General features: G+C 59.6%; 20 protein-coding genes. 8 read left to right on the top strand and 12 right to left on the bottom strand.

Annotated elements, in window-relative coordinates:
* Positions 1 to 69: 69 nt before the first annotated feature.
* Both V6S97_RS22420 and V6S97_RS22415 read left to right on the top strand, forming a co-directional pair.
* Positions 70 to 951 carry an ABC transporter permease gene (locus V6S97_RS22420; protein ID WP_003505036.1) on the top strand — a complete coding sequence of 294 codons (882 nt, stop codon included), beginning with the start codon at positions 70 to 72 and terminating at the stop codon, positions 949 to 951.
* Positions 948 to 1,742: an ABC transporter ATP-binding protein gene (locus tag V6S97_RS22415; protein ID WP_003505035.1), complete on the top strand. Its 795-nt coding sequence runs from the start codon at positions 948 to 950 to the stop codon at positions 1,740 to 1,742. Before V6S97_RS22420 ends, V6S97_RS22415 begins: the two co-directional genes overlap by 4 nt.
* A 39-nt stretch (positions 1,743 to 1,781) precedes the next feature.
* On the opposite strand, the gene V6S97_RS22410 is transcribed toward V6S97_RS22415, so the two are convergent.
* Both V6S97_RS22410 and V6S97_RS22405 read right to left on the bottom strand, forming a co-directional pair.
* Complete coding sequence (locus tag V6S97_RS22410; RefSeq protein ID WP_003505033.1) at positions 1,782 to 2,429, bottom strand: LysE family translocator; 648 nt, start codon at positions 2,427 to 2,429, stop codon at positions 1,782 to 1,784.
* A 130-nt stretch (positions 2,430 to 2,559) separates the two neighbouring features.
* Positions 2,560 to 3,414, bottom strand: coding sequence for an SDR family NAD(P)-dependent oxidoreductase (locus V6S97_RS22405; protein ID WP_003505031.1), 855 nt, complete (start codon positions 3,412 to 3,414; stop codon positions 2,560 to 2,562).
* Positions 3,415 to 3,729: 315 nt separating this feature from the next.
* On the opposite strand from V6S97_RS22405, the gene V6S97_RS22400 reads away from it, so the two are divergent.
* On the top strand, positions 3,730 to 4,953 hold the full coding sequence (locus tag V6S97_RS22400; RefSeq protein ID WP_003505030.1) for an argininosuccinate synthase: 1,224 nt from the start codon (positions 3,730 to 3,732) through the stop codon (positions 4,951 to 4,953).
* 53 nt (positions 4,954 to 5,006) lie between these two features.
* Here V6S97_RS22400 and V6S97_RS22395 read toward each other — a convergent pair whose 3' ends face one another.
* Together V6S97_RS22395 and V6S97_RS22390 are read right to left on the bottom strand one after the other, a co-directional pair.
* Positions 5,007 to 6,203 carry a multidrug effflux MFS transporter gene (locus V6S97_RS22395; RefSeq protein ID WP_020813323.1) on the bottom strand — a complete coding sequence of 399 codons (1,197 nt, stop codon included), beginning with the start codon at positions 6,201 to 6,203 and terminating at the stop codon, positions 5,007 to 5,009.
* 5 nt (positions 6,204 to 6,208) lie between these two features.
* Positions 6,209 to 6,667, bottom strand: a complete 459-nt coding sequence (locus tag V6S97_RS22390; RefSeq protein WP_003505026.1) for a MarR family winged helix-turn-helix transcriptional regulator — start codon at positions 6,665 to 6,667, stop codon at positions 6,209 to 6,211.
* A 264-nt stretch (positions 6,668 to 6,931) separates the two neighbouring features.
* Between V6S97_RS22390 and V6S97_RS22385 the strand changes: the two genes are divergently transcribed.
* The 4 genes from V6S97_RS22385 (at position 6,932) to ppa (ending at position 12,388) form a co-directional block, all read left to right on the top strand.
* A complete protein-coding gene (locus V6S97_RS22385; protein ID WP_003505024.1) occupies positions 6,932 to 8,992 on the top strand; it encodes a M3 family metallopeptidase in 2,061 nt (686 codons plus the stop codon).
* Between the two features lie 163 nt (positions 8,993 to 9,155).
* A complete protein-coding gene (gene typA, locus V6S97_RS22380; protein WP_003516684.1) occupies positions 9,156 to 10,976 on the top strand; it encodes a translational GTPase TypA in 1,821 nt (606 codons plus the stop codon).
* A gap of 213 nt (positions 10,977 to 11,189) precedes the next feature.
* Positions 11,190 to 11,696, top strand: a complete 507-nt coding sequence (locus V6S97_RS22375) for a GNAT family N-acetyltransferase (protein ID WP_020813320.1) — start codon at positions 11,190 to 11,192, stop codon at positions 11,694 to 11,696.
* Positions 11,697 to 11,854: 158 nt separating this feature from the next.
* Positions 11,855 to 12,388, top strand: coding sequence for an inorganic diphosphatase (gene ppa / locus V6S97_RS22370; protein WP_003505020.1), 534 nt, complete (start codon positions 11,855 to 11,857; stop codon positions 12,386 to 12,388).
* 5 nt (positions 12,389 to 12,393) lie between these two features.
* On the opposite strand, the gene V6S97_RS22365 is transcribed toward ppa, so the two are convergent.
* Together V6S97_RS22365 and V6S97_RS22360 are read right to left on the bottom strand one after the other, a co-directional pair.
* On the bottom strand, positions 12,394 to 12,705 hold the full coding sequence (locus V6S97_RS22365) for a DUF167 domain-containing protein (protein WP_162690739.1): 312 nt from the start codon (positions 12,703 to 12,705) through the stop codon (positions 12,394 to 12,396).
* Positions 12,702 to 12,992, bottom strand: a complete 291-nt coding sequence (locus V6S97_RS22360) for a YggT family protein (protein ID WP_003492418.1) — start codon at positions 12,990 to 12,992, stop codon at positions 12,702 to 12,704. The genes V6S97_RS22365 and V6S97_RS22360 overlap by 4 nt, the downstream gene beginning before the upstream one ends.
* 249 nt (positions 12,993 to 13,241) lie before the next feature.
* Here V6S97_RS22360 and V6S97_RS22355 point away from each other — a divergent pair, with 249 nt between their 5' ends.
* A complete protein-coding gene (locus V6S97_RS22355) occupies positions 13,242 to 14,474 on the top strand; it encodes an MFS transporter (RefSeq protein WP_003505017.1) in 1,233 nt (410 codons plus the stop codon).
* Positions 14,475 to 14,486: 12 nt separating this feature from the next.
* Here V6S97_RS22355 and V6S97_RS22350 read toward each other — a convergent pair whose 3' ends face one another.
* The 6 genes from V6S97_RS22350 to hemC form a co-directional block, all read right to left on the bottom strand.
* The gene (locus V6S97_RS22350) at positions 14,487 to 15,218 is read right to left on the bottom strand and encodes a glutamine amidotransferase (protein WP_020813316.1); all 732 of its coding nucleotides are present in this window, start codon (positions 15,216 to 15,218) and stop codon (positions 14,487 to 14,489) included.
* Entirely contained in the window at positions 15,208 to 15,696 is a 489-nt protein-coding gene (locus V6S97_RS22345; protein WP_020813315.1) for a tellurite resistance TerB family protein, read from the bottom strand. Before V6S97_RS22345 ends, V6S97_RS22350 begins: the two co-directional genes overlap by 11 nt.
* Before the next feature lie 14 nt (positions 15,697 to 15,710).
* Positions 15,711 to 17,330 carry a heme biosynthesis protein HemY gene (locus tag V6S97_RS22340; RefSeq protein ID WP_080866474.1) on the bottom strand — a complete coding sequence of 540 codons (1,620 nt, stop codon included), beginning with the start codon at positions 17,328 to 17,330 and terminating at the stop codon, positions 15,711 to 15,713.
* Positions 17,331 to 17,334: 4 nt separating this feature from the next.
* Positions 17,335 to 18,786: a COG4223 family protein gene (locus V6S97_RS22335; RefSeq protein WP_334427767.1), complete on the bottom strand. Its 1,452-nt coding sequence runs from the start codon at positions 18,784 to 18,786 to the stop codon at positions 17,335 to 17,337.
* 73 nt (positions 18,787 to 18,859) lie between these two features.
* Positions 18,860 to 19,600, bottom strand: a complete 741-nt coding sequence (locus V6S97_RS22330; protein ID WP_334427766.1) for a uroporphyrinogen-III synthase — start codon at positions 19,598 to 19,600, stop codon at positions 18,860 to 18,862.
* Between the two features lie 4 nt (positions 19,601 to 19,604).
* On the bottom strand, positions 19,605 to 20,534 hold the full coding sequence (hemC, locus tag V6S97_RS22325) for a hydroxymethylbilane synthase (protein WP_003504999.1): 930 nt from the start codon (positions 20,532 to 20,534) through the stop codon (positions 19,605 to 19,607).
* Between the last annotated feature and the right edge of the window lie 22 nt (positions 20,535 to 20,556).

Raw genomic sequence — 20,556 nt, 5'->3', positions numbered from 1 at the left:
CCGCCCGTTTTACGTGGCACGAGACGGTGCCCGTATCCGCCTGATGGCGGCAATAACAAGGACATTACCGTGAGCCAAATCGCCTTCTGGGGTGCCGTGGAGCTGGGACTGGTCTTCGCTTTCGTGGCGATCGGCGTCTACCTCGCTTTCCGCGTGCTTGATTTTCCTGACCTGACCGTGGACGGTTCTTTTCCGCTTGGCGCCGCTGTGGCTGCCGTGCTGATCATCGCCGGTCTGAATGCCTGGGTCGCGACGGCGATTGCAATGGTTGCCGGTGCTGCCGCCGGGATCGTGACCGCAACGCTCAACGTCCGTTTCAAGATTCTCAACCTGCTTGCCTCGATCCTGACGATGATCGCGCTTTTTTCCGTCAATCTGCGGGTGATGGGGAAGCCGAATGTGGCGCTGCTCAATCAGGACACGATGATCTCACCGTTTTACGGCCTCGGCCTGTCGGAATATCTGGTGCGGCCGCTCTTTGTCGGCGCGCTGGTGCTGATCGCGGTCATTCTCGTCTGGCGTTTTCTTGAAAGCGATGCCGGCCTTGCCATGCGGGCCACCGGTGCCAATGCGCGGATGGCGCGTGCCCAGGGCGTGAAGACCGGTAACCAGATCTATCTCGGCATGGCGCTTTCAAACGCTCTGGTCGCCCTCGGCGGCGCGCTGTTTGCGCAGACCAATGGTTTTGCCGATGTGACCTCCGGTGTCGGCACCATCGTCGTCGGGCTTGCCGCCGTCATCATCGGTGAGACGTTGTTCGGTGCGCGCGGCATTCTGATTGCCCTTATCGGCTGTGTCTTCGGCTCCATCGCCTATCGTCTCGCCATCCAGCTCGCTTTGTCGAGCGATGTGCTGGGTCTCAAGGCATCCGATCTCAATTTCGTAACGGCGGTATTGGTGGCCATCGCGTTGATCCTGCCCCGACTCCGCCGTGGGGGGGCAACATCGTGATTTCCCTTTCCGATATCCAGGTCGTTTTCGGGCGCGGCACGCCGCTGCAAAAACAGGCGCTGTCCAAGATTGACCTTACCATCGAGGATGGTTCCTTCGTCACCGTCATCGGCTCCAACGGTGCAGGTAAATCAACGCTGCTCGGCGTATTGGCGGGCGATGTCCTGCCGACGGCGGGCAAGGTGATGATCGGCGGCGCCGATGTTACCCGCAAGTCGACCGCCAGCCGGGCGGGGCGGGTGGCGCGTGTATTTCAGGACCCGCTGGCGGGCAGCTGCGGTGCGCTCACCATCGAGGAAAATCTGGCGCTCGCGGCATCGCGTGGTGAACGCCGCGGCCTTCTGCCGGCGCTTGGGCGCGGGCGGCGGGATTTCTTCAAGGAGCGTATCGCCTCGCTCAACCTCGGTCTGGAAAACCGCCTGAAGGACCGCATGGATCTTCTGTCGGGCGGCCAGAGGCAGGCTGTGTCGCTTGTCATGGCGACGCTATCCGGCTCGGACGTGTTGCTGCTCGATGAACACACGGCCGCACTTGATCCCGGCATGGCGGAATTCGTGATGGAGCTGACCCGCAAGGTGGTGTCGGAGCGCAAGCTGACGACGCTGATGGTCACCCATTCCATGCGTCAGGCGCTGGATTACGGCACCCGCACGATCATGCTGCATGCCGGTGAAATCGTGCTCGACGTCTCCGGCGACAGCCGCAAGGATCTCGAGGTCGAAGACCTGATCGACATGTTCCGCAAGATACGCGGCCAGAAGCTTGATGATGACGAGTTGCTCATCGGTTGATCGCAAAAAGGCGCCTTCCGGCGCCTTTTTTGTTTGCCCTCAGCGCGTTTGCGTGAAGAAAATCTTGACCGCGAAAATCGAGAAGACGCCGGCGATCGTGTAATCCAATCCACGCAGAACCTTCCGGTTGCGTTGCAGCCACGCGGAGAGAACATCGGCGGCGACAACGATGCCGATGCCGATCGGCAGTGCGACGATGATCGACCAGATGCCGAGGAAGATCAGCTTGCCGGTCACATGCGGATCGGAGGCGCTGACGAATTGCGGCAGGAAGGTCATGAAAAAGATGATGACCTTGGGGTTGAGCAGATTGACCCAGATGCCGTTCAGCAAGGCCGATTTCAAGGAGGCCTGCGCCCTTTCGCCGGTGCTTTTCACCATCACGAAATCCGAGCCCTTGCGGATCGCCTGGATGGCGAGCCACACCAGATAGGCGGCGCCGCCTGTTTTCAGGATCATGAAGGCGGTCGGTGAGGCGACGATGAGGGCGGCGACGCCAAAAGCGACCAGCATCGTATGCACGGTGATGCCGATGTTTGTTCCCACCAGCGTCATGAAGCCCGCCGCCCGGCCTTCGCGCAGGGAGCGGCTGATCCAGAGCGTCATATCAGGACCCGGCGTCACCGCCAGAAGCAGAATGGCGATGGTGAAGGCGATCAGTGTTGGCAGGCTTGGAACGAAATCCATCGCGGCACCCGTAAATTCTGGAGATTGCCGTTGCTTAACGCGGTTTCGTGCTTCTGCCAATGTTTTTGAACGGCGACGCGCCTGCGGGAGAGAATAGCCGCCGCACCTTTCAGGCACGGCGGCTGAAAGTTCAGTTTTTCAAAAAGCTGGTGAAGGCGGCGGAATATTCCGTGTGCCAGCGCGACAGCGGCGGGCGGTTCTGGACGATGTCATAAGCTGCCCAGAGAATGCGCTTTTCATCCGTCGGGCGGTCTACCTCGCCATCCGGGCAGAGAATGTAGAAATCGCCGCGGCCGATGCTCTCAAGCATGAAATCGACGGTCTGTTCGCCGGTCCATGCGCCTTCAGGCTTTTCCGTCCTGCCATGGGCGGTGAGGCCGGTGAAAACGAAACCGGGAATCAGGAGATGGGCGGAAACCGCGCCGTTCGGAACATTGCGCAATTCGTGCTGAAGCGCCTCCGTGAAGGTTTTGACGCCGGACTTCGAGACATTATAGGCGGGATCACCGGGAGGCGTGGTGATGCCCTGTTTCGAGCCGGTATTGATGATGAGCGCCGGCTCGCCGTGGGCGATCATGCCCTGGCCAAAAACGCGGCTACCGTTCACGACGCCCATCAGATTGACGCCGATAATTTTTTCCCAGTTGGACTGCGGTCCGAAGATGGCGCTGCCCGGCTGGATGCCGGCATTGTTCATGAGGACGTGGACACGCCCGAAACGCTGGATAACCGCGCGTTCGAGCGCCTCCAGCTCATCGAGTTTCGATACGTCGGTCGGGATGGCGACGATCTGCGCTTCACCGTCCTTGGCGACGGTCAGAATATCCGCATGGGCTGCGGCGAGCTTTTCGCCATCAAGATCGACGAGCACGACGCTCATGCCAAAGGTGGCGAATTTGCGGGCGGCGGCAAGTCCGATGCCGGATGCCGCACCTGTTATGACAGCGACATTATCTTCCTTGAATGCGGGGTGGATGGTCGTCATAGGTTTCTCCTTCGCGTCGTTTCTGCTGTTTCCAGCGGTTTGCAACGTTGCCTGAACCTGAGTGGCTTCATTCACGGTCTTCAAGTCGATCGCGCCGCTTTATGATAAAGCGCGAATTTTCTAAATGCATGTGACAATTGCTTCGTTCCCGTCGGCGCGGCCGGTCATCGCCCATCGTCATACGCGCCCATCAATTGTTTTGTCGCTTATCTCACGGAAAAGCGCTTCACACATTTCGGGTTGCACTGTAAAAGTGCCGAAATCCCGAGGAAATGGCGGTGTCCTGATGCCGTCATCATGCAGATGGACATCACTATGGCACTCCCGAAAGACGTTAAGAAAGTCGTTCTCGCCTATTCCGGCGGTCTCGACACCTCGATCATCCTGAAATGGCTTCAGACGGAACTCGGCGCTGAAGTCGTGACCTTCACTGCCGATCTCGGTCAGGGCGAGGAGCTTGAGCCGGCGCGCAAGAAGGCCGAGATGCTGGGCATCAAGGAAATATTCGTTGAGGACGTCCGCGAAGAGTTCGTGCGTGATTTCGTGTTCCCGATGTTCCGCGCCAACGCCGTCTACGAAGGCGTCTATCTGCTCGGCACTTCGATTGCCCGTCCGCTGATTTCCAAGCATCTGATTGAAATCGCCAAGAAGACCGGCGCGGACGCCATTGCCCATGGCGCCACCGGCAAGGGCAACGACCAGGTTCGTTTCGAGCTTTCGGCCTATGCGCTGAACCCTGACATCAAGATCATCGCGCCCTGGCGTGACTGGACGTTCAAGAGCCGTACCGACCTCCTGAACTTCGCCGAACAGCACCAGATTCCGGTCGCCAAGGACAAGAAGGGCGAAGCGCCTTTCTCCGTCGATGCCAACCTCCTGCATTCCTCTTCCGAAGGCAAGGTTCTGGAAGACCCGGCACAGGAAGCGCCTGAGTACGTGCATATGCGCACCATTTCTCCGGAAGCCGCTCCTGACAAGGCAACCGTCATCAAGATCGGTTTCCGCAAGGGCGATGCCTGCTCCATCAACGGTGTTGAAATGTCGCCCGCGACGCTTCTCGCCACGCTCAACAATTATGGCCGTGAAAACGGCATCGGTCGTCTCGATCTGGTCGAGAACCGCTTCGTCGGCATGAAGTCGCGCGGCGTTTACGAGACACCCGGCGGCACCATCCTGCTTGCCGCACATCGCGCCATCGAATCGATCACGCTCGACCGGGGCGCGGCCCACCTCAAGGACGAGCTGATGCCGCGTTATGCCGAGCTCATCTATTACGGCTTCTGGTTCTCGCCCGAGCGTGAAATGCTGCAGGCACTGATCGACAAGAGCCAGGAACATGTCGAAGGTGAAGTGACGCTGAAGCTCTACAAGGGCAATGTCATGGTAACCGGCCGCGAGAGCGCCAAGTCGCTTTATTCCGACGCGCTGGTGACCTTCGAGGACGACCACGGGGCTTACGATCAGAAGGATGCAGCGGGCTTCATCAAGCTCAATGCGCTGCGCCTGCGCACACTGGCCAAGCGTAACCTCAGCAAATAATTCTGCTGGAATGGAAATAATGAAACCCGCGGGCGGTGACGCCGGCGGGTTTTTTATGTCTCTCTTCTGGAAACGATGCGGAAGCCGATATAGCTGGCAACGGCCGTGAATTCCATCACCGGAATGATGATGCCGAAGCCGGTGAGTGGCGAGCCGATGACCGAGGCGGCAGCGCCGCCCGCAAAACCAGAGCCCATCTGGATGAAGCCCATCATTGCCGAGGCCGAGCCGGCAATATGCGGAAAAGGGGCAAGGGCTGCCGTTACCATCGAAGGCGTCAGCAAGGCAATGCCGATCGTCGCGACGGCCACGGGTCCCATGATCGAGAGAAAGGATGGGGGTATCAGGAACACTGACAGCAGAATGAGAAGACCGCCTGCCGCCGAAAAACAGAGACCGAGGACGACCGAACGACGGTCACCCAGCCGCGGTGCGATATAACGCAGGGCAATGGAGCCGAAGAAATAAGCGCCGGTCTGCATCAGCATGCCGACACCGAAAGCGATGGGTGTCATGCCGACCTCGTTGATGAGGATGAAGGTCAGCATCGTGGCCTGCGCATAAAGCGCGCCGATGGACCCGCCGAGCACCAGTGCGGCCAGAAGAAAACGCGGCGTGCTCAGCAAGGTCCCATAGGCCGACAGGAGGCGGCGCGGGCGGATCAGGCTCTTGTCCGGGATCGTCGTCTCGCGCAGAAAAACCACGACGGAGAATATGGCCAGAGCTCCGAGGCCGGCCATGAGGAAAAATACCGATTGCCAGCCGAAAGCCGCAAGTGAAAGCCCGCCGATTGTCGGGCCCATGGCGGGGCCAACGGCCAGCATGATACCGATGAGGTTCATGATGCTGGAAGCATCGGCGCCGGTGAACTGGTCGCGCACCACGGCGCGCGCCACCGTCATACCGACGGAGGCCCCGATGCCCTGGATAAGCCGGGCAAGGAGGAGCACTTCGATCGTCGGTGCAAAAATGGCAAGCAATCCGCCGCCCAGAAAGATGGACAGGAAAACGAGGCTTGCCTTGCGCCGCCCGAAGGCGTCGGAGGCTGGGCCGGCGAGCAGTTGCGCGATCGCGAAACCCGCAAAATAAAGCGAGAGACTGAGTTTTATGGCGGACTCTGTCGTGGCGAAAACCCGCGTCAGCTCCGGCATGGCCGGTGTATAGATGGCCATGGAAATTGGCGCCAGCGCCGTCAGCAGCGCACCGAGCATGGCCGTGCGCTTTCTGGACATGATCGTTTCTGGTGACATTGAGGTCAGCAGCTCTGGCCGGGCTGTTCCGGTTGGAGATTGTTGCGAAGCGTCTGCAGGAAGCTGCGGAAAAGCGCGACCTCTTCCTCGTTCAGGCCCTGCGTGGCATGTCGGACGAGTTCATCGATTTCCTGACGCACGGCTTCCAGCATCTCGGTGGAGTTCTTTGTCAGCACGATGCGCTTGGAACGCCTGTCCTGCGGGTCCTGCTGGCGCTCAATGAGATCGAGGGACTGCAGCTTGTCGAGATAGGCGCAGATCGTCATCGGCTCGATGCCTAGCCGGGCGGCGATATCCGACTGCTTGCTACCATCAACGACGGCAACCGTGAGCAATGCGCGGGCTTCGCCGGGGGTAAGACCCAGTCCAGCTTCAGAAATTCGGCGCTCAAACGCACTGTTCAGCAGGCGTGCGCTGCTGTTCAGCAAGAATGCCAATGAATCTTTTTCGCGTTTCGTGCCCATGTCTCGCCTTTTCGTAAGTCAGCCTTACTAAATTCCGGGCGATAATCAATGGTACACAAATCATATTGTCGAAAATCGAGTAAAGTATGCGTCAGTTCGGTTGTCGGACGGCCCGCAATATAGTCGCCGATTGTTACGCTGAAGCAAAAAAGATCGGACTTCCCCGTTTTTTTCACACGGCCTGTCATCTCCGCCGGGCATATTGAATTGGCGGTGGAGGCGTGCCCATATGGGCCTAAACCGGAATTGTACAAGGAAGACGAAATGCCATCCAAGACGACGCTTTATCCCGCCCTCGTGACCTGGGATGGTCACAACGGTTTGCCCAAATTTGATGCGGTCAAGGATGAGGATTTCGCTCCGGCTTTCGAGGCAGCGCTTCTCTCCCATGAGCAGGAAATCGATGGGATTGCGGGCAATGCGCAGGCGCCGAGTTTCGAAAACACCGTGACCGCGCTTGAAATCGCCGGCGATGAGCTTTCGCGCATTTCGGCGCTGTTCTGGAACAGGGCAGGCGCCAATACCAATGGCGTGATCCAGGCGCTGGAGCGGGAGATTGCGCCGAAAATGTCGCGGCACTATTCGAAGATCGGAATGAACGAAGCGCTGTTCAAGCGCATCGATACATTGTGGGAAAAGCGCGAGACGCTGGGGCTGACGGGCGAGGAAAGCCGTGTTCTCGAGCGGCACTGGAAGGGTTTCGTACGCTCCGGCGCGAAGTTGCCGAAAGACCGGCAGGAACGGCTGGCGGCGATCAATGAGGAGCTTGCCGGTCTCGGTGCAAAGTTCGGGCAGAATGTGCTGGCGGATGAAAAGAACTGGAAGCTCCTGCTTTCCACCGAAGAGGAACTTGCCGGCATTCCCGGCTTTCTGCGCGACGCCATGGCGGGTGCGGCCCGTGAGCATGGCGAGGACGGCAAATTTGCCGTTACCCTTTCCCGTTCCATCATCGAGCCTTTCCTCACCTTTTCCGAACGTCGTGATCTGCGCGAGCAGGCCTTCAAGGCATGGGTGGCGCGCGGCGAAAACGGTGGCGAGACCGACAATCGCGAGACCGTTCACCGCACGCTCGAACTGCGTGAGGAAAAAGCCAAGCTTCTCGGTTACGCGAATTTTGCCGCTTACAAGCTTGATGACACGATGGCGAAGACGCCGGATGCCGTGAACGGCCTTCTGGGTCAGGTCTGGGAAAAGGCCGTGCGCCGCGCGGGCGAGGAAGAGACCGAACTTGCCGCCATCATCGCCGAGGAGGGCCGGAATCACGAGGTGCTGCCCTGGGACTGGCGGCACTATGCCGAAAAGTTGCGCGCGCGGAAATTCAGCTTCTCCGAGACGGAATTGAAGCCCTATCTGCAGCTCGAAAAGATCATTGAGGCCTGCTTCGATGTCGCCGCGCGGCTGTTTGGAATTCGTGCCGTCGAGGTGAAGGGCGTTGCCGCCTATCATCCGGATGTGCGGGTTTTCGAGATTCGCGACGACAGGGGCGATCTGAAGGCCATGTTCCTCGGTGATTATTTCGCTCGCCCCTCCAAGCGATCCGGCGCATGGATGAGTTCGTTCCAATCGCAGCACAAGCTGCCGCTGAAGAGCGGAACGGTCGGTGAAATTCCGATCATCTACAATGTCTGCAATTTCGCGAAACCGGCTGAGGGTAAGCCCGCGCTGCTTTCGCTTGATGATGCGCGCACGCTGTTTCATGAATTTGGCCACGCGCTGCATGGCATGTTATCTGATGTGACCTATCCTTCCGTTTCCGGGACGGGGGTCTCGCGCGATTTCGTCGAATTGCCGTCGCAGCTTTACGAACACTGGCTGACGGTGCCGGAAATTCTGGAAAAATACGCGCTCCACTACGAGACCGGCGCGCCGATGCCGAAAGCGCTGCTGGACAAGGTTCTGGCCGCTCAAACTTTCAATGCCGGTTTCAGCACGGTGGAGTTCACGTCTTCGGCTATCGTCGACATGGCGTTCCACACCCGGGGCAGCGTGAGCGATCCCATGGTCGTCCAAGGCGAGGTGCTCTCCGCCCTCAACATGCCGAAGTCCATCGTCATGCGGCATGCGACGCCGCATTTCCAGCACGTCTTCTCGGGCGATGGCTATTCCGCCGGCTATTATTCCTACATGTGGTCGGAAGTGCTGGATGCCGATGCGTTTTCGGCCTTCGAGGAAACCGGCAATCCCTTCGATGGCGAGATGGCGCGCAGGCTGAAGGACAATATCTATTCTGTCGGCGGTTCCATCGATCCGGAGGAGGCCTATCTCGCGTTTCGCGGCAAGATGCCGAGCCCGGACGCCATGCTGTTGAAGCGCGGCCTGGTGTAAGAGCACGTTATAAAAGACTGTCATATTTCTGAGCTAGAACCGGAGCGCAGGGGGCTTATGACAAGGCCCCCCCTTTCGCATTTGCAAAAAAAAGGTTATGAGCGCGCCAAACTAAATTGGCGCATCTCACGATAGTGGCGCCCAACCTCAGAGATTTTGAACAATGGCAATTCGCAACATCGCGATTATCGCGCACGTTGACCATGGAAAAACGACGCTCGTTGACGAGCTTCTGAAGCAGTCCGGCTCGTTCCGCGACAACCAGCGCGTTGCGGAACGCGTGATGGATAGCAACGATCTCGAAAAGGAACGCGGCATCACCATTCTTGCCAAGGCGACTTCGGTGGAGTGGAAGGGTGTTCGCATCAACATCGTCGACACCCCCGGCCACGCCGATTTCGGCGGCGAAGTTGAGCGTATCCTGTCGATGGTGGATGGCGCGATCGTTCTGGTCGATAGTTCCGAAGGCCCGATGCCGCAGACGAAATTCGTCGTCAGCAAGGCACTGAAGGTTGGTCTTCGTCCGATCGTGGCGATCAACAAGATCGACCGTCCGGATGGCCGCCATGAAGAAGTCATCAACGAAGTTTTCGACCTTTTCGCAAACCTCGATGCTACCGACGAGCAGCTCGACTTCCCGATCCTTTACGGTTCCGGCCGTGACGGCTGGATGAACGTCAACCCAGAAGGTCCGAAGGATCAGGGTCTTGCACCGTTGCTCGATCTGGTTCTCGAGCATGTTCCGGAGCCTACGGTTGAAGAAGGTCCGTTCCGTCTGATCGGTACGATCCTCGAAGCCAACCCCTTCCTCGGCCGTATCATCACCGGCCGTATCGCTTCCGGTTCGATCAAGCCGAACCAGGCCGTGAAGGTACTTGGCCAGGACGGCAAGACGATCGAAACCGGTCGTATTTCCAAGATCCTCGCATTCCGCGGCATTGAGCGCACATCCATCGATGAAGCCCATGCGGGTGACATCGTCGCCATCGCTGGTCTTTCCAAGGGCACTGTTGCCGATACCTTCTGTGACCCTTCCGTCACCGAGGCGATGACCGCACAGCCGATCGATCCGCCGACCGTTACCATGTCCTTCATCGTCAACGACAGCCCGCTTGCCGGCACCGAAGGCGACAAGGTCACGAGCCGCGTCATCCGCGACCGTCTGTTCAAGGAAGCCGAAGGCAACGTCGCGCTGAAGATTGAAGAGGCTGAAGGCAAGGATTCGTTCTTCGTTTCCGGGCGTGGCGAATTGCAGCTGGCAGTTCTCATCGAAACGATGCGTCGTGAAGGCTTCGAGCTTGCAGTTTCGCGTCCGCGCGTTGTCATGCACAAGGATGAGAACGGCGCCATGATGGAGCCGATCGAAGAAGTCGTGATCGACGTCGATGAAGAGCATTCCGGCGTCGTCGTTCAGAAGATGTCCGAGCGCAAGGCTGAAATGGCTGAGCTCCGTCCCTCCGGCGGTAATCGCGTTCGTCTGAAGTTCTACGCTCCGACCCGCGGCCTGATCGGCTACCAGTCGGAACTTTTGACCGACACGCGCGGCACGGCGATCATGAACCGTCTGTTCCACGACTATCAGCCGTACAAGGGTGCGATTGCTGGTCGCGTTAACGGCGTTCTTTTGTCGAACGGTTCGGGCGAAGCTGTCGCCTACGCCATGTTCAACCTGGAAGATCGTGGCCCGATGATCATCGAGCCGGGTGAGAAGGTTTATGCCGGCATGATTATCGGCATTCACTCGCGCGATAACGATCTCGAAGTGAACGTGCTGAAGGGCAAGCAGCTGACCAACATCCGCGCTGCCGGCAAGGACGAAGCCGTAAAGCTGACGCCGCCGATCCGCATGACGCTCGACCGCGCGCTTTCCTGGATCCAGGACGACGAGCTGATGGAAGTGACGCCGAAGTCCATCCGCCTGCGCAAGATGTTCCTGGACGCCAACGACCGCAAGCGTTTCGAAAAGGCAAAGCTCGCTGTCTGATTGGCTCTACGCCACGAATTTCAAAGAACCCGGCCTCGCGCCGGGTTTTTTTATGCATTCTTTTTTATGTGTGCATGAGTCGAAAGGCGCTTTGCCAAAGGTTAAGGATGCGTTAATTTTTTCTGGTCGTCCACATGAATAGGCTGTGGGTAAGCTTGCCGGCGTTAACCTTTATGACTGGTAAGTTTCCGTGGCCGGGGCCAGAATCGCGTTATGAAAACGTTATCCATCGATGTTCGCCGTGCTGAACCGCATGATGCGCGCGCCATCTCAGAGGCGCACCGTCTGTCGTGGCAACAGGCCTATGCGGGGCTTATCCCGCACAAGCCGTTGACGCAGATGCTGGAGCGCCGTGGCGAAGTCTGGTGGAAAAAGGCGACCAAGGGCTCCGCAACCATGCTGGTGGTGGAAGTGGCCGGTGTGGTTGCCGGATATGCGACGCTGGGCTTAAGCCGGGCGCGTGGGCTGCCGCAGGACGGCGAGATTTACGAACTTTATCTCCGGCCTGAATATCAGGGTATTGGCCTCGGCTCGCTGCTTTTCACGGAAGCGCGCAGATTGCTGACTTCACTTGGCTGCAACGGCATCGTTGTCTGGTGCCTCGAGGATAGCGACGTCGCCAATCGCTTTTTCCGCTCGCATGGCGGCCGGGATATTGCCGAAGGCATGGAAGATTTCGATGGCAAGTCGCTTCGCAAGGTCGGTTTCGTCTGGAACTGATAGAGGGAGTTCGCGCCGTTTTCATTTTGTAGAGGGCGATGCTTCGTCGCGATGACATCAAATCGCCCATTCTGCCTTATCCGGCCAAAGCCATGTTGCAATGCGGCGACTTTCCCAGTATCGAAAACCAAATCCAACCCGCCGAATGAGGGAAGCGAATGCGTATTGATGCAATTTCCATAGGCAAGAATCCGCCGGAAGACGTAAATGTTATCGTTGAAGTGCCGGTTGGCGGCCAGCCGATCAAGTACGAGATGGACAAGGACGCCGGTGCGCTGATCGTCGATCGCTTCCTCTACACGCCAATGACCTATCCGGGTAACTATGGCTTCGTGCCGCACACGCTGTCCGACGATGGCGACCCGATCGACGTTCTCATCTGCAACACCCGCCCGCTGGTTCCCGGCTGCGTGATCAACGTTCGCCCCATCGGCGTGATGATCATGGAAGATGATGGCGGCAAGGACGAGAAGATCCTCGCCGTGCCGGTTCCGAAGCTGACGCGCCGTTACGACAAGGTCCACAACTACACGGACCTGCCGGAAATCACGCTGAAGCAGATCGAGCACTTCTTCGAGCACTACAAGGATCTGGAGCCCGGCAAGTGGGTGAAGATGGGCGGCTGGCAGGACGTAGACGTCGCCAAGAAGCTGATCGTCGAAGCCATTGAGCGCTACAAGGCGCAGGGCTGATAGGCCTAACCCGCCAGCTTTTTAAAGAGCTTTTCGAAATCCTCCGGGTCGGTATCGATCCGGAGGATTTTTTTGCGCGCTGTTTCGCCTGAAATGAAGGTGATGGAGGATTTGGGCAGGCCGAGTTTTTTCGCCAGCAAAACAATCAGGGCCTTGTTCGCCCTGCCGCCTTCCGGCACGGCGCTGACGCGGGCCTTCAGATGCGCGTTTCCGTCCGCATCCTGCTCCACGCCGTCAATCGCATCCCGCCCGCCATTCGGTGTGAGGCGAACGGACAGGCGGATATGATCATCGTGCTTTTTCCAGAGACTGCTCAAACGGTCATCGGATAAAGCGTGTTCCACATGAAGGAGCGGATGAAGAAGATGATCAGCAGCAGGATGATCGGCGAAATGTCGATCCCGCCGAGATTGGGCAGAATGCGGCGGATGGGGCGCAGGGCCGGTTCCGTGACATTGACCAGGAAACTCCCGATGGCGTTCACGAACTGGTTGCGGGAATTGATGACGTTGAAGGCGTAAAGCCAGGAAAAAATGGCGCTGGCGATCAGCACCCACGTATAGAGGTTCAAGGCCAGATCGATGGTCTGAAACAGGGCAAGCATCAATATCTCCGTATCTTGGTTGCAAGACATTTAGACATTGACGCGTGAACCGGCAAGTGTTGCGCCGGATCGTAATGATCTTTGGTCTGACCGGTCTGCGGTCATCGCGAGCTGGTTCATGGCTTTGCAGCGGGATTTCAGACGAAAACCGCTCACACTTTTCGTCGTCCCGCTGAAGAGGAGGGCTGGCGATTCCTGTCATATCGCTCTATTGCAGACATCTCATATTGTCTCGCGAGCACCCAGCCGATGTCCCTGCCTTCTGCCGAAAACCGCTTCGGTGCATTCCGGCATAGTTCCTATCGCCGTTTTTTCAGCGCTCGGTTTTTCTCGGCCTTTGCCATTCAGATCGTCAGCGTCTCTGTCGGCTGGCAGATGTATGAGGTTACCGGCAACGCCTTTTATCTCGGCCTGATCGGTCTCTTCCAGTTTCTGCCGTCTCTGCTTTTGATCCTTGTTACCGGAACGGTCGCCGACCGGCACAATCGCCGGCGTATCATGGCCATATGTCTTCTGGTCGCGGCGCTGTGTGCTGTGGCTCTTCTGGGTCTTACGCTGACACACAGCTTTTCTCCCTGGCCGGTCTTCGCCATTCTCGTTGTCTTCGGCATAGAGCGGGCCTTCATGGGACCGGCTGTCCAGTCGCTGGCGCCCAATCTCGTGCCCGTCGAGGATTTGCCGAACGCCATCGCCTGGAATTCCTCTTCCTGGCAGATGGCGTCCATTCTTGGCCCCGTTGCCGGCGGCCTACTCTATGGCCTCGGTGCTTCCATCGCCTATAGCGTGGCGCTTGTGCTTTTCATCCTCTCAGCAACGCTGGCGGTGACGATCCGCAAGCCGGAACAGCGTGGTCCGGCAAAAGCCGTCACCCTCGAAACAATGCTGGCCGGCTTCAAATTCATCTCGCAGGAGAAGATCGTTCTTGGCGCCATTTCGCTCGATCTTTTCGCGGTGCTGCTGGGCGGTGCCGTCGCGTTGATGCCGATTTTTGCCAAGGAAGTGCTGACGCTTGGCCCATGGGGTCTCGGGCTTCTGCGCGCCGCACCCGGCATCGGGGCCATCACCGTTGCGGTCATTCTGGCATTCAAGCCCATTCGCCACCATGCCGGCCTGCTGATGTTCGTCGGCGTCGGCCTCTTCGGCGTTTCCACCGTGGTCTTCGGGCTTTCGCAAACCGCGTGGCTGTCCATTGCCGCGCTGGTGGTCATGGGAGCATCGGACATGGTGTCGGTTTATGTGCGCGAGACCCTGATCGCGCTCTGGACACCAGATGAGGTGCGCGGGCGTGTGAATGCGGTGAATATGGTTTTCGTTGGAGCCTCCAACGAATTGGGTGAATTCCGCGCCGGCACCATGGCCCATGTTGTGGGTGCCGTGCCAGCCGTTGTCATCGGCGGGGCGGGCACGCTTGCTGTCGCGGTCATCTGGGCGCTTGGTTTTTCCAAGCTGCGCAAGATCGATAGTCTCGACGCGCCGCACTAACCGCGATGGGCCTCAGCGCTGTGCCTTGCCCTCAAAAACCAGATCGAGAAAATTGCTGAGCCATGCCCTGAGCGGCGTGTCGAACAACATGCGGCCTTCCAGATGCTGACTGCCGACCTGCGCATTCGGCATGCCGAAACGCTGCGCGCCGCGCACCACCCAGCTATGCATCATGGCGCGGGTCAGTTCGGCGTGAAACTGCAGGCCCCAGGCATTTTTTCCATAACGATAGGCCTGATTGGGATAGGTCTCGCCTGCCGCCAGAAGCTCGGCTCCCCGCGGCAGTTCGAAGCCTTCGCGGTGGAAATGATAGACCATCTTCGGCCAATGCGGCATCAGAAGCCGACCGTGTTCGGTGGCGTGTAGCGGATACCAGCCGATTTCCACCTTGCCGTCCCTGTCTGCCTCGACCTTGCCGCCCAGATGTTTGGATAGCATCTGCGCGCCGAGACAGATGCCGAGAAAGGGCTTGTTTTCCTTCAGCGGCACCTTCAGCCAGTCGATTTCGGCTTTGACATAATCATGTGGATCATTGGCGCTCATCGGGCCGCCGAAGATGATGGCGCCCGCATGTTTTTCCAGCGTTTGCGGCAGGTCGTCGCCGAGCGCGGGCCGCCTTATATCGAGGCGATAACCCTTTTCCACCAGGATCTGGCCGACGCGGCCGGGCGTGGAACGTTCCTGATGCAGGACGATGAGCAGCGAAGGTTGTTGTTCCTGTTGCCTGGAAGGGTCAAACAGCATCGTCTTCGTTTTCGCTTTCTTCAGCGGGCCCGGACCTCGTGGCGGCCTGCTGACGTTGCAGAACCCTGTCGCGCACGGAAACACCGAGGAGATCGGCGACTCGCCAGATCACATGGTCTTCCATTTCGCTTCGTTCGCCGTCAGCGTAAACAATATCCCATAATATGCCAATAAGCTCCACGCGCTGATCCTCATCGAGGTGGCGGCGGATATCGGTGGTGAAGCGGTAATAATCGACGGCTTCCTTGCCGGCCTCCTGGCCGGCGGCAAGAAGGGCATCAAGCTTGCCACCGTCGAGATGGTAATATTCGTGAAGAATCTGGCGCAGGCGATCACGCTCGCTTTTCGAGACGGTGCCATCCGCTTCCATCACCTGGAAACAGAGGGCGGCTACCGCCACCCTCAGATCATCAGGGCTGAAATCACCCGCCTGCGGGCCAACGAGGTTCTGAATAAACGACTGTATTTGCTGGAACATCGATAGCCTGCTGGTCAGAAGAGTTTGAGCCGGGTCTTGGGTTCGGCTTCCGCGCCTGGCTTCTTGACGCCCGGATCATCCGGTGCGCCGCCAAAAAAGGGCACGGCTTCCGCCGCCTTGTCATCCGCCACTTCGGTTTCCACCGGCGCTTCGATTGTGACCGGCTTTTTCTCCTTCGGGATTGAAACAGTCGGCTTTACCTCGATCGGCGCGGCCGGGGCGGGTTTTGGCTCCGCAAGGGTCTCGGGCGCGGCTTCGACAACGATCGTCTTCGCAACCGGTTCGGCTCTTGCGGGTGCCGCGGCAATCGCATTTTCGATCGCCAGATCTTCAACAGGGCCTTCGAGCTGACCGAAGGGCGCTTTCCATTCGAAGGCGTCGAGACGGCCGGTGATGGGGGAGACCGGAAGCCATTTTTCCGAGACGATACCATCCGCCACCCATGCCGGGTCACGCGGCGCGCGCAGCGCCTGTGCCATCCAGTAGCGCACACGGCCCTGATCGCCGGTTTCCGCTTCTTCGATATCGGCCATCAGCAGGAAGATGCTTTCGCGTGGCTCAATGCGGGCGGCGGCTTCGGCCTTGGCCCGTGCCTTGGCGAATTCCTTGGCGTCGAGCGCTGCCTGCGCCACGGCAAACAGGGATTCGATGTTGTTGGGCTTCAGGCTCTCAAGCCGCTCCGCCCGTTTCAGCCGGTCGATGGCGGTATCGCCGCTGCGGGCGCGGACATAAAGCTCGGCGATCTGCGGATGCGGATCGTTCTTCCAGACGGGTTCCAGAACCGTGGCGGCCTTGCGCAGATTGTCTTCGCGCAGATAGGACTTCGCTGCAATCAGTGCCGCCGGAACGAGGCCTTTTGCGAGCTTGAGAGCGTGCTTGGCATCCTCGCGCGCGCCCACCGGGTCGCTTTCCAGCTTTTCACCGGCCTTGGCGGTGAGAAGCACGGCTTTCAGCCGCTCCGCCTCGCCGCGTTCGATGACGCTTGCCGCTTTCTGCTGGTCGAGCAGGCGGATGGCATCGTCCCATTGTCCGTTGCGGCAGCGGTTTTCCAGCGTCGCCTGTGCCGCCCATGGCAGGTAGGGGGCTTTTTCCGCTGCATCCTCGGCATATTGCTGGGCGGCTTCATAGGCGCCCTGCCGACGCGCCTCGATATAAAGGCCGCGAAGGCCGAGTTCGCGCGTTTCAGGGTCACGGGCCATCGCCTCGAACTTGCGGCGCGCCTCGTCATATTTGCCTTCGATGAGGTCGGCCTGCGCATCGAGCAGATGGATCAGCGGTTCCTGATCGGCGCTGAGCAGCCCCTGCGTGCGGGCCGTCATCTTGCGGGCGAGGATGGCATTACCAGCGCCGGCGGCAATGAGGCCGGTGGACAGAGCCTGATAGCCGCGGTCGCGCTTCCGGGCGCGGAAATACCGGCGTGCGGCATTGGGCGAGGTCCAGATGGCGTTGACGACCCACCAGACCAGCATGATGGCGGCAACCAGCGCGGCGATGATGGAGGCGGCGACCATCAGGCTCATTTCGATCAACTGGCCCTGCCAGACGATGGAGAGCACGCCCGGCCTGTCGGCCAGCCAGGAGAAACCGAAACCGAGAGCCAGAACGATAATGGCGAAAGTCAGAATTCTGGTCATGCGCTCACCCCTGCCTGCCAGTGCTGGTGATGGCGCGGTTCAACGTGCCGCCCACCAGATTCTCGACCTCGATGCGCGCATCCAGAGATTTTTTATAATCGGCGGATACCGTCCTGGCGGCATCGGGAAGACCATTCCACTCAAGTGCTGCGCCCTGCAGGTCGCCGTTGCGCAGCTTCTTTTCCATACGCGCGATCATGGCCTCGGGGGTCTCGCCCTCGATGTTGCCGACCGGGCGCACCTTCACCAGCGAAAAGGCGCTTTCGGTCAAGCGCTCCATGATGCCCTGATTGGGGTCAGGCTGGTTGACGGCTGACAGCATCGCATTGGCGACATCGGGGAATTTCTGCATCAGCTCCGAACGCGACGGTACGCCGGTGGCGGCGAAGGATTGCAACGATGCAATCGCCGGATCATCTGATGTGACCCTGGAGAGCGTATCGAGTTCCGTAAGGAACGGCCCGCCGCGATCGATCGCGGCCTTCAGCGCGGCCGAGGCAATGGCGCGGGCGACTTCGATATCGTCGCGTGGCTCGTTGATCTTGGCTTCCGCATCCGCAAGACGGCGTGTCAGTTCGGCGGTCGCCGTGGCCTGTGCGGATCGCTCCGCCTGCACGGCAGATTCCAGTGCGGTGATTTTTTCAGAAAGCCCATCCACCTGCGGGGCTTCACCCTTTGCGCCTTCGAGGGTTGCGATGCGCTGTTCCAGTGCCGAGGTGTCCGCCGCTGGAACATTGGCAAGCTGCTGCCGAAGATTGCCCAGATCGGTTTTTAGTGCGGCGATCTCCTCGCCTCCGGCCCTGCCTGCATTAACGGAGGGCAGGATACCGGCATATTGCATGCTACCGGCGGCGGCGAGCGCCACAAGGCCGCCGACGATACCCGCCGCGATCAGGCCGGAGGTCGCCGCCTGTTTGCGTTCCGCCTGCTGTGGTGCGGATGGCCTGGATGGTCCTGAAGATGCGGTCGTGGCCGATGGTTTTGCAGCGGTGGCCCCGCCAGATGCGCTGGAGGACGTCGAGGAGCCAAAGGCCGGCTTTGCCGCAGCTGCGGCAGCCGCGGTGGCGCTCGTTCCGGAGGCGCCCATCATCGGTTTTTCATCGGCCTTGGGCGGAACAGGGGAAGGCGAGACTGGGCCTTTCTGCTTGTCTTCTGGGCTCTCAGCCTTCGGAGCCGTAGCTACGGATTCCGTTTTGCCGACATTGGGTTCTGGCTCTATGGGGGTTTTCTTAGGCTGGTCCCAGACGGGGGCGGGGTTGCGCGTTGCGGCTGCTTCAGGCTTTGTTTCCGAAACACCCGGCGCTGCGGCGGCCGCAGGGGTTTTGTCACCGGGTTTTTCGTCCGTCTTGGCAGCGTCCACGTCGGCGGAAATTGCTTTCACGTCTTTGGCGTCCAGGTCGATGGTGACCGGTTCGGCTTTGGACTTGGAGTGGCGTGGCGGCTTTCCCGATACCATGACAACCTCATTTCTGCCTGCAGTAATGTAAACCTAGTCAGTGACGGCGGCAAAGGAAAGAGGCGAGCTCGAATTAGGTTCCAGAGTTATGGTGCAGAAGTTCGAACATCGCTGCCTCGCTCGGTTCTCTGGCGGCGATGGCGTTTGCGCGAAAGATTTCCGGAACCAGAGAAAGCACGTTGTGGCTGATACAGATGAATTGTGTCCCAGCCAGTGCTGCCGCGTATCTGTCCGTTGATACATGGTTGAAAAAGGCCTGCGCCGCTTCCGAGGAATAGAGCAGGACCACATCGGCAGCGTTTTCGACAAGCGCCGTCTGGAGCATGCTCTCGGAGATATCCGAGGGCAGCATCTCGTAACAGTCGATCACTCTAAAGGGAATGCCCGCAGCGGCAAGGCCCTCCTCGAAGACGGAGCCACGGGGCCTGCCGGCGAGATAGAGCAGGGGCTGTCCTTCGGAAAGAAGTGCGCGGCGCTGCGTTACGAGAGCAATCAGACCCAGGGCGTCTCCGGAGGCGATGAATATTTGCGTGAAGCCGGCTTTTTTCGCCGCTTCCGCCGTTGTTGCGCCGACGGCGAAGAGCGGTTTTGACAGATGCGGGGCCAGCCGGTCCCGTGATGTTTCCAGTGCCCGCAATGCCTCGGCACTGGTCACCGCAATCGCCGCCAGCGGGCCGGATAGCGCCGAGATGGCGCGCTCGCCATGATGGGCTGGATGAAACAGCGGCAAAAGCACCGGCTCGTGGCCGAGTGCTTCAAGTTTTGCGGCCGTCCTTTCGCCCGAACGTTGCGGCCGGGTGACGACGATCCGCATAGGCTCAGTTCCAGCCTTCGAAGAAATTGCTGCCCGCCTTGGCACGCACCTCTTCGCCGGCCTGTCGGCCGAGCTTTGCCGCATCTTTGCGGTTGCCGGAGATTTCGATGTTGTGGCTCGTCTGGCCATCAGGGGTGAGGATCAAGCCGGAAAAATAGAGTTCCTCGCCCTCGCAGGTGGCGTAACCGGCAATCGGCGTGCGACAGGAACCGTCGAGTGCGGCCAGGAAGGCGCGCTCGCAGGTCACCGCATCATAAGTGGGCCTGTCGTTTATGGGGGCAAGCAGCTCGTCCATGCGGGTGTCACCGATGCGGCTCTCCACACCGATTGCGCCCTGCGCCGGAGCAGGGGGGAATTCCTTCGGGTCGAGAATTTCCGTCGGAACATTGTCCTTGCCGAGCCGCTTCAGGCCGGCAAAGGCAAGCAGCGTCGCATCCGCCTGGCCTTCTTCGAGCTTGCGCAGCCGCGTATCGACCTGACCGCGAAAGATGATGACGCTCAGATCCGGCCGCAGGCGGCGGATCAGCGCTTGGCGGCGCAGGGATGCGGAGCCGACCACGGCGCCCTGCGGCAGCTCCAGCAGCTTCGGCGCGGTGCGGCCGATGAAGGCGTCGCGCACATCTTCCCGCGGCAAGAAGGCGGACAGATAAAGGCCTTCGGGTAAAACGGTCGGCATGTCCTTGGAGGAATGCACGGCCATATCGAGCTCGCCAGACAGAAGCTGGCTTTCCAGCTCCTCGGTAAACAGGCCTTTACCGCCGATTTCCGACAAGGCGCGGTCGGTTATCCGGTCGCCCTTGGTGGATAGCACGACGATTTCGAACATGTCTTCCGGCAGACCATGCGCCGCCATCAGCCGGTTGCGCGTCTCGTAAGCCTGCGCGAGCGCCAGCGGGCTGCCGCGTGTGCCGATTCGGAAAGGTTTTGTTTGCATCCGCGTCTATCCATTGTTACCG

The sequence above is a fragment of the Agrobacterium sp. CCNWLW155 genome (assembly GCF_036888815.1).
Taxonomy (GTDB): Bacteria; Pseudomonadota; Alphaproteobacteria; order Rhizobiales; family Rhizobiaceae; genus Agrobacterium; species Agrobacterium radiobacter.
This window is presented reverse-complemented; position numbering and strand designations above follow the sequence as displayed.

Excerpts from the sequence above, each read along its gene's own strand:
- V6S97_RS22410 (WP_003505033.1), bottom strand. The coding sequence starts at position 2,429 with ATGGATTTCGTTCCAAGCCTGCCAACACTGATCGCCTTCACCATCGCC.
- V6S97_RS22405 (WP_003505031.1), bottom strand. The coding sequence starts at position 3,414 with ATGACGACCATCCACCCCGCATTCAAGGAAGATAATGTCGCTGTCATA.
- V6S97_RS22400 (WP_003505030.1), top strand. The coding sequence starts at position 3,730 with ATGGCACTCCCGAAAGACGTTAAGAAAGTCGTTCTCGCCTATTCCGGC.
- V6S97_RS22395 (WP_020813323.1), bottom strand. The coding sequence starts at position 6,203 with ATGTCACCAGAAACGATCATGTCCAGAAAGCGCACGGCCATGCTCGGT.
- V6S97_RS22390 (WP_003505026.1), bottom strand. The coding sequence starts at position 6,667 with ATGGGCACGAAACGCGAAAAAGATTCATTGGCATTCTTGCTGAACAGC.
- V6S97_RS22385 (WP_003505024.1), top strand. The coding sequence starts at position 6,932 with ATGCCATCCAAGACGACGCTTTATCCCGCCCTCGTGACCTGGGATGGT.
- typA (WP_003516684.1), top strand. The coding sequence starts at position 9,156 with ATGGCAATTCGCAACATCGCGATTATCGCGCACGTTGACCATGGAAAA.
- V6S97_RS22375 (WP_020813320.1), top strand. The coding sequence starts at position 11,190 with ATGAAAACGTTATCCATCGATGTTCGCCGTGCTGAACCGCATGATGCG.
- ppa (WP_003505020.1), top strand. The coding sequence starts at position 11,855 with ATGCGTATTGATGCAATTTCCATAGGCAAGAATCCGCCGGAAGACGTA.
- V6S97_RS22360 (WP_003492418.1), bottom strand. The coding sequence starts at position 12,992 with ATGCTTGCCCTGTTTCAGACCATCGATCTGGCCTTGAACCTCTATACG.
- V6S97_RS22355 (WP_003505017.1), top strand. The coding sequence starts at position 13,242 with ATGTCCCTGCCTTCTGCCGAAAACCGCTTCGGTGCATTCCGGCATAGT.
- V6S97_RS22350 (WP_020813316.1), bottom strand. The coding sequence starts at position 15,218 with ATGCTGTTTGACCCTTCCAGGCAACAGGAACAACAACCTTCGCTGCTC.
- V6S97_RS22345 (WP_020813315.1), bottom strand. The coding sequence starts at position 15,696 with ATGTTCCAGCAAATACAGTCGTTTATTCAGAACCTCGTTGGCCCGCAG.
- V6S97_RS22340 (WP_080866474.1), bottom strand. The coding sequence starts at position 17,330 with ATGACCAGAATTCTGACTTTCGCCATTATCGTTCTGGCTCTCGGTTTC.
- V6S97_RS22335 (WP_334427767.1), bottom strand. The coding sequence starts at position 18,786 with ATGGTATCGGGAAAGCCGCCACGCCACTCCAAGTCCAAAGCCGAACCG.
- V6S97_RS22330 (WP_334427766.1), bottom strand. The coding sequence starts at position 19,600 with ATGCGGATCGTCGTCACCCGGCCGCAACGTTCGGGCGAAAGGACGGCC.
- hemC (WP_003504999.1), bottom strand. The coding sequence starts at position 20,534 with ATGCAAACAAAACCTTTCCGAATCGGCACACGCGGCAGCCCGCTGGCG.